General features: G+C 67.2%; 1 protein-coding gene. It reads right to left on the bottom strand.

The genetic code is table 11. The features are described from left to right. On the bottom strand, nt 1–360 hold a 360-nt coding region (locus tag AB4Y92_RS26740; protein WP_441822370.1), incomplete at both ends, for a dihydrofolate reductase family protein.

Genomic DNA, 360 nt, shown 5'->3' with positions numbered 1-360 from the left:
GCGTCGCACTGTGCTGCGTGCTGGCATAGCCCAATGCTGGCAGGTCGAGATCTATGAAGAGGTTCTCGCCGGCGCCGAGCAGGATCGGCGCGATCGCGAGATGCATCTCGTCGACGGCCCCCGCACGCAGATAGTGCCGGATCGTCGCCACGCCGCCGCCAAGCCTGATGTCCTTGCCGCCCGCAGCTTCCCTGGCGCGTTGGAGTGCCGCCTCCGGCCCATCGGTGACGAAGTGAAAGGTCGTTCCGCCCGCCATCTCCAGCGGCGCGCGAGCATGATGGGTCAGTACGAAGACCGGAACGTGGTAGGGCGGGATGTCGCCCCACCAGCCCTTCCAGGTGTCGTCCGGCCATTCTCCCC

The sequence above is a fragment of the Lysobacter sp. TAB13 genome (assembly GCF_052113885.1).
GTDB lineage: Bacteria > Pseudomonadota > Gammaproteobacteria > Xanthomonadales > Xanthomonadaceae > Lysobacter > Lysobacter gummosus.
Note: the sequence above shows the minus strand (reverse complement) of the source record. Positions and strands in the feature narration are given on the sequence as shown.